At 58.3% G+C, this 7,219-nt stretch carries 7 protein-coding genes; 6 read left to right on the plus strand and 1 reads right to left on the minus strand.

Translation table 11 applies throughout. The features are described from left to right. Genes DU506_RS14125 through pepQ form a run of 6 tightly spaced genes read left to right on the plus strand, consistent with a single transcriptional unit; the run spans window position 1 to window position 6,420 of the window. Entirely contained in the window at window positions 1–1,050 is a 1,050-nt protein-coding gene (locus DU506_RS14125) for an ABC transporter permease (RefSeq protein ID WP_114487547.1), read from the plus strand. Next, window positions 1,047–2,018: an ABC transporter permease gene (locus DU506_RS14130; RefSeq protein ID WP_114487548.1), complete on the plus strand. Its 972-nt coding sequence runs from the start codon at window positions 1,047–1,049 to the stop codon at window positions 2,016–2,018. Before DU506_RS14125 ends, DU506_RS14130 begins: the two co-directional genes overlap by 4 nt. Before the next feature lie 8 nt (window positions 2,019–2,026). Then, window positions 2,027–3,046, plus strand: coding sequence for an ABC transporter ATP-binding protein (locus tag DU506_RS14135; protein WP_114487549.1), 1,020 nt, complete (start codon window positions 2,027–2,029; stop codon window positions 3,044–3,046). Window positions 3,047–3,057: 11 nt separating this feature from the next. Continuing rightward, window positions 3,058–4,125, plus strand: a complete 1,068-nt coding sequence (locus DU506_RS14140) for an ABC transporter ATP-binding protein (RefSeq protein WP_114487557.1) — start codon at window positions 3,058–3,060, stop codon at window positions 4,123–4,125. 38 nt (window positions 4,126–4,163) lie between these two features. Further along, on the plus strand, window positions 4,164–5,084 hold the full coding sequence (locus tag DU506_RS14145) for a LysR family transcriptional regulator (RefSeq protein ID WP_114487550.1): 921 nt from the start codon (window positions 4,164–4,166) through the stop codon (window positions 5,082–5,084). 13 nt (window positions 5,085–5,097) lie between these two features. Beyond that, entirely contained in the window at window positions 5,098–6,420 is a 1,323-nt protein-coding gene (gene pepQ, locus DU506_RS14150; protein ID WP_114487551.1) for a Xaa-Pro dipeptidase, read from the plus strand. Between the two features lie 25 nt (window positions 6,421–6,445). On the opposite strand, the gene DU506_RS14155 is transcribed toward pepQ, so the two are convergent. Continuing rightward, window positions 6,446–6,919: a GFA family protein gene (locus DU506_RS14155; protein WP_114487552.1), complete on the minus strand. Its 474-nt coding sequence runs from the start codon at window positions 6,917–6,919 to the stop codon at window positions 6,446–6,448. Window positions 6,920–7,219 lie beyond the last annotated feature (300 nt).

The following is a 7,219-nucleotide window of genomic DNA, read 5'->3' on the forward strand; positions in this document are numbered from 1 at the left end:
ATGATTGCGTTTTTGATCAAGCGGCTGATGCACGCGATACTGGTGATGTTTATCATCAGCGTGCTTGCCTTCGCCATCCAGGACAACCTGGGTGATCCCGTCCAGCAGATGGTGGGGCAATCGGTCCCCGAAAGTGAACGCGAAGCCCTGCGTGAGCGCCTCGGCCTCAATGATCCTTTTCTGGTGCAGTACGCTCGTTTTGCGCTCAACGCGGTACAGGGTGACTTCGGCACCTCCTATTTCTATCGTGAGCCCGCTCTGGAAGTCATTGGACGGCACCTGCCGGCCACCCTGGAGCTGGTCTTCGCTTCCACCTTGATCATCGTGCTGTTTTCGGTGCCCATCGGGGTATACAGCGCCATCAAGCCGCGAGCCATCCTGTCGCGCTTTTTCATGGGGGCATCGATTGTAGGTATTTCGATACCGGTGTTTCTGACGGCGATCATCCTGATCCAGATATTTTCCATCGGCGTGACGGTGACGCTGTTTCCCGAGTCGACCGGCTGGGGCAGCTGGCTCAACGGCTTCTTTTCAACCGAAGGCAACATGCCTTCGTTCGGGCGTGGCTATGACCTGGTGCATGTATTCGGCCATTGGGACACTAACCTTGCGACCTGGAACGGCCTGCAACATCTGGTACTGCCCTCCATCGCCCTGGCGTCGATCATGCTGCCACTCTTCATTCGCCTGATTCGGGCGGAAATGATGGAGGTCATGCAGTCCGACTACGTCAAGTATGCCCGCGCCAAAGGTATCTCGATGCGTCGGGTGTATTTCGTCCATGCGCTGAAAAACACCATGCTGCCGGTGATTACCGTCGGCGGCGTACAGATAGGCACCATGGTGGCCTATACCATACTCACCGAAACCGTCTTCCAGTGGCCGGGCATGGGCCTGATGTTCCTGGATGCCATCAATCACGCGGATATTCCCTTGATCGTCAGTTATCTGATGATCGTCGGGGTAATTTTCGTGGTGACCAACACCATCGTCGACCTGGTCTATGGCCTGGTGAACCCCACCGTCAAACTCACCGGTAAACCCGCATGACGATACCGACCGTTACTCAGAGTAGTTCTCAAACGACCCGACCGCGCATCCCCAGCCGCTGGGAGCGCCTACGCGACTCCTACCTGTGGTACAGCTTCAAACGCGACCATACCGCGCAGTTATGCCTGGCTATTTTCATCGGCCTGGTCATCGTGGCATTCGCCTCGCCGTTGCTGGCACCCACCGACCCTTATGACTTGCGCCAGATCGACATCATGGCGTCAGAGTTACCGCCCTTCTGGATCGACGGTGCCGACGAACGCTTTATTCTAGGTACCGACGCCCAAGGGCGTGACCTGTTGTCGATCATTTTATATGGCACTCGGGTATCGCTTTTGATCGGCTTTGGCGCCGTGATCCTGCAAGCACTGCTAGGCGTTACTTTCGGCCTGATGGCAGGCTACTTAGGTGGCCGCGTGGATGCCCTGCTGATGCGCCTGGCGGATATCCAGCTGTCATTCTCCACCCTGATGGTCGCCATCGTGGTGGGCGCCGTGGTCAAGGCGACCATGGGAGGCGCCTTTTACAGTGAATATGCGGTCATCATGCTGATCCTGATCATCGGCCTGGCGGAATGGCCGCAGTATGCAAGAACCGTCAGGGCCTCGGTGCTGGCGGAAAAAAACAAGGAATACGTGGATGCCGCCAGGGTCATGGGCCTGCGCAGTAAACGCATCATGTTCCGCCATGTGCTACCCAACACCCTGTCGCCGATTTTCGTGATTTCCACGGTACAGATCGCCAACGCCATCATTTCGGAAGCGGCGCTGTCGTTTTTGGGGCTGGGCATGCCGGAGACGCATCCTTCGCTGGGTTCACTGATCAAATCCGGGTTCGACTATATCCAGTCAGGCTCCTGGTGGATCACCCTGATTCCCGGTGCGGTACTGGTGATACTGGTGCTGTCCATCAACCTTCTGGGTGACTGGCTGCGCGACGTCATGAACCCACGACTCTACAAAGGCTGAGGTGCACCATGGCATTGCTGGAAGTAACCAATCTGGACGTACGCTTTGGTTTACGCCAAGGCGAAGTACGCGCTTTACGCGACGTCAGTTTCACCCTGGAGCGTGGCGAACGCCTCGGCATCGTCGGTGAATCCGGCGCAGGAAAATCCGTGGCCGCCTTTTCCCTGTTGAACTTGATCGGCAAACCGGGGTTTATTGCCGGCGGGAGTATCACCTTCGACGGCCTCGAACTGAATTCGATGTCCGAGCGCGCCTTGCGCAAAGTACGCGGCAACCGGATCTCGATGATTTTCCAGGACCCGATGATGACCCTGAACCCGGTGCTCTCGATCGGCGAGCAGATGGTCGAGTGTCTCAAGGCCCACCGGCGGATTTCCTCGAAACAGGCCCGCGCCATTGCGCTGGACAAGCTGCAACAGGTCCAGATTCCATCGCCGGAAACCCGCCTGGATCAGTATCCACATGAGCTTTCGGGCGGCATGCGCCAACGCATCATCATTGCCATTGCGCTGTTGCTCGACCCGGACATCATCATTGCCGATGAGCCGACCACGGCGCTGGATGTCACCATCCAGGCGGAAATCATGGCGTTGCTGCTGGAGCTATGCGAGCAGCACAACGTCGGCCTGATCCTTATCACCCATGACCTGGGGGTGGTCAGCCAGGTTACCCAACGCATGCTGGTCATGTATGCCGGCCGGGTCATCGAGCAGGGACCGACCCGCGAGATCATCAACGACCCGCAGCATCCTTACACCCAAGGGTTGATCAACGCCTTGCCGCAAATGGCGACGCCCGGGGAACGGCTCAACCAGATTCGCGGCAGCATGCCGTCGTTATCCAACCTGCCCGATGGTTGCGCCTTTCACCCGCGCTGCGATTTCATCAATAAAGCCAACGGTGAACCGCGCCCGGCCTGTGTCCAGAAGGTGCCTGAATTCGTTGATTCGGGTAATTGCCGCGTCGCCTGCCATATGGTGGCGGAAATGCAGGAAGATCGCCGTCTGAAGCTGGAGGAAATATCATGACCGCGACTGCCATGAACCTGAAAGGCGCTAACCTGGAGAGCGCTGAAACACCTACCCAGAATGAGGAAAGCGCCGATTCTCTACTCCAGATACGCAATCTGAAAAAACGTTTTTCGTTGTCCGGTGACTTTCTCGAACAGCTGCGTTTCAAGGGTGGCAAGTTGGTCCGGCACCGCGAATACGTGCATGCCATCAATGGCGTCAACCTGGATATCAAGCGCGGTGAAGCGCTATGCGTGGTCGGCGAGTCCGGCTGCGGCAAATCCACCGTGGCACGTACCGTCATGGGGTTGTTGACCCCCACGGAAGGCGAAATCAGTTACGCCGGCCAGCGTATCGACAATCTCAGTTCGCGTGAATTATTGCCGTTTCGCAAGCGCATGCAGATGATTTTCCAGAACCCCTATGCATCGCTCAATCCGCGCATGACCATCCAGCAAACCCTGGAAGAGCCGCTTCGCCTGCACCACCCGGACTGGAATCGTCTGAAAGTGCAGGAAAAAGTCCAGGAGGTGATGAGTTCGGTGGGCATCGACCCGGACTGGGGCAAGCGCTTCGGTCACGAATTTTCCGGCGGCCAGCGTCAACGTATCGCCATTGCCCGGGCGCTGGCTGTCGACCCCGAATTCATCGTGGCCGACGAGCCCATTTCGGCATTGGATGTGTCCATTCAAGCCCAGGTGTTAAACCTGTTGATGGACGCCCAACGCGACCGCAACCTGACCTATCTGTTTATTACCCATGACTTAGCCGTGGTGGAACACTTCGGTACTCGCGTGGCAGTCATGTACCTGGGCACGGTGTGTGAAATCGCCACCACCGCCACCCTGTTCAACAAGCCGCGTCACCCTTACACCCAGGCCCTGCTATCGGCGATTCCGCGCCTGGAGGATGACCGTCCCCAACATATTCGTCTGAAAGGCGAAGTACCCACGCCGGTCAACCTGCCCAGCGGCTGCGTGTTCCATGGGCGTTGTCCGTATGCCAATGCGCGTTGCCGCCAGGAAACCCCCACGCTGGTCACTCAGTTGGATGGCACCCGGGTCGCCTGCCATGCAGTGGAGGAAGATCGTTTATGAAGCTAGGCATATCGTCTGCAGGCTCAGCGGGGTAATTCATGGAAATTCGCTGGCTGGAAGATTTCATCGCCCTGGCCAGAACACGGCATTTTTCGCGGGCGGCGGATGAGCAGAACGTCACCCAACCCACCTTTTCGCGTCGGATCAAGCTACTCGAAGAGGAAATGGGCGCCACCCTGATCAACCGCCAGACGTTGCCGCTGTCGCTCACCCCTGCAGGTAAGGAATTTCTGGCGCTGAGTGAAGAGGTCACCGAGCGTGTTCGTCTGACACGTGACCGGGTAAGGGAGATCAGTGCCGGGCAGCAACGCCGTATCATGCTCGCCGCACCCCAAAGCGTCTTGGCGCACTTTTTGCCCCAGTGGCTTTGCGTGATTGACCAGCCGTCACGCATACAGCCCTACCTGCGTGCCACCGGCTGGACCGCCAGCGAGTACTTTCAGGCACTGGGACGCGGTGAATGTGATCTGGCTCTGTGCTACTGGCCAAGGGAGCGTTGCGAACTGGACCTGGATACCAGTGCCTGCAATTATCGGGTGATCGGCCATGAACGCATGATTGCAGTCACCACGCCGGATGCTCAAGGCAAGCCCAGCGCGATGCTCCCCGGTAGCCGCAGCCAACCCATCGCCTGGCTTACCTATCCCAAACGTAGCTTGCTCGGTTCGGCGGTCAAGGCCCATTTATCGCGCCTGGCTCAGGCAGCTCACCTGACAGTTCAGAGCGAAAATTCCTATGCCGCCAGCATCAAGGAACTGGTACTGCTCGGTTACGGCATGAGCTGGCTCCCCGAACGCACGATCAAGGCGGAACTGGAAAGCGGCCAACTGGTACGCGCAGGCGATCCACGCTGGGACGTCCCCATGGAATTGCGCCTTTATCGTCATCAAAATCAACATCATGCCGGGCTGGATGCCTTCTGGGCCACCGTGCCCAGTCTCCCGATTCCATGCCCTTGAACGGATTATTGTTATGTTTGAAACAGCACTCGAAACACTGCATGCCCAACAGGGCGAGCATTTGGCCCATTTGCAACGCCGTTACGCCACCTTGCTGGAAACGTACGGTTTCGACGCCGTCCTGCTCTACAGTGGCCACGCCACTGCACATTATGCAGACGATCAATTCCCTGCCTTTCAAACCTTCGGCCACTTCATGCACTGGATGCCGATGGCCGATATACAGCACAGCTGGCTTTTGATTCAACCTGGGCGCAATCCTCAGCTTTACCTGCATGCGCCAGCCGATTTCTGGCATTTGCCCACCTCCCTTCCCGACGAGCCCTGGGTCGCCGCCTTTGACGTGACCCTGAGCCCAGAGCCTTTGCTTCCGACCTTGCCGGGCGGGCGTATGGCGATGCTGGGCGATGCGGCTGCTCTGGCACAGGCGCCCGATGCCAAGCCCGACATAAAGCCCAATCCGGACGCTTTGCTGAAGGCGCTGGACGAGCTACGCATGCATAAAAGCGCATATGAAATCAGCTGCTTGCGTTCAGCAAACCGTATGGCGCTGGCCGGGCACCAGGCAGCCCGCGAGGCCTTTTCACAAGGCGCCGGCGAGCTCGACATTCAGCTGGCTTACCTGGGCGCCAGCCGCCAGCGCGAGTCCGCGGTGCCCTACCAGAACATCATCGGCACCAATCATCACGCCGGGGTGCTGCATTATCAGCGTTACGACCTGAACGCCCCGTCCAAGCGCCACAGCCTGCTCGTGGATGCCGGGTACCGTTATCGCGGTTATTGCGCCGATATCACTCGCACCCAGGCGGGGCCGGATGCCCCGGCCGCCTTCGGGAAGCTGATCGATGCCATGCAACGGCTGCAAACCCAATTGATCGAAAGTGTTCGGCCGGGCGTCAACTTCGTGGATCTGCATCGACAGATGCATCGTGGCTTGGGCGAAGTACTGCAAAGCCAAGGGCTTATCCATTGTTCGGCAGAAGACGCCGTGACCCACGGCATTACACGCGCCTTTTGCCCCCATGGCCTGGGTCACTCTCTGGGACTTCAAGTGCATGACGTTGCCGGGCTGCGCCATCCGGACGGCACGCCGAACCCGCCGCCTGCAGCTCACCCCGCCTTGCGTCTGACCCGCGAATTGACGCCTGGCATGGTAGTCACCATCGAGCCGGGGCTGTACTTCATCCCCATGTTGCTCGAACCGCTGCGCTCCGCTGAAGCGGGCAAGATGATCGACTGGCAGCGGGTGGACACTCTGACTCCCTGCGGCGGTATACGTATCGAAGACAACATTACCGTGACCGACGCCGGGTTCGATAACCTCACCGTCCCATGACCTCAAGCACCCTTGTGCCAAGCGCTCAGGCTTTAACCAGGCCTCTGCGCTCGTGCCACTCAGCGATGCTTTCCTCGGGAGCGGCATCGAAACATTGGTCGTTGTCCCGGGCATCGACCTCGACCCAGTTGGCCTTGCTGTTCAATAGAAGATGAACCCGCTCTGGAGGAATTGGCAGGTCGCTATCGATCGCCGAGGCGAAAGGATGGATCAGCTCCGGCCAACGCGGGTCGTAAACCCAGATGGCACTGGCGCAATTACCACAGAAGTGGCGCTCCCCGATGCTCGGCTCCCCTTCGATCAGTGCATGGTAGACGCGCTTATGCTCGCCACCTTGCACGTCGAGCGTCTCGGCACGGCCACTCAGGTTGATGGCATAGCCACCGCCTCCAGCGGTCTTGCGGCAAATCGAGCAATAGCAGCGCTGATAAGGGTACGGATGCGGTGACTCCAGGCTAAAATGCACGGAACCACAGTGACAGGAACCTTCAAGCAACATATGACCTCCCTTGCGTCAGCTTGTGTCTGAAAACCTCCCTGAACCATAGCCGATATTGCGCAAAGCAGCATTTGTCCCCGCCCGCTCCCTTACCTACTTGTTTGGTTCTCGACTCCCTTTTGATGACAAGCCGAGGCACGACCCATGGCGTTTGAATCCACATCCTCTTTTTCCACACAATGAACTACCACGCCTAAGCGGCTGCGCCGTTAGACGTGGTTTCACTCGCTCGTTGGCGAGCTTCTAATGTCAATCGGTGATCAATGTGCGTAATTGACATGGGCGTGTCCACAACGCCCT

Source organism: Vreelandella rituensis (assembly GCF_003336665.1).
In the GTDB taxonomy this organism is placed as follows: domain Bacteria; phylum Pseudomonadota; class Gammaproteobacteria; order Pseudomonadales; family Halomonadaceae; genus Vreelandella; species Vreelandella rituensis.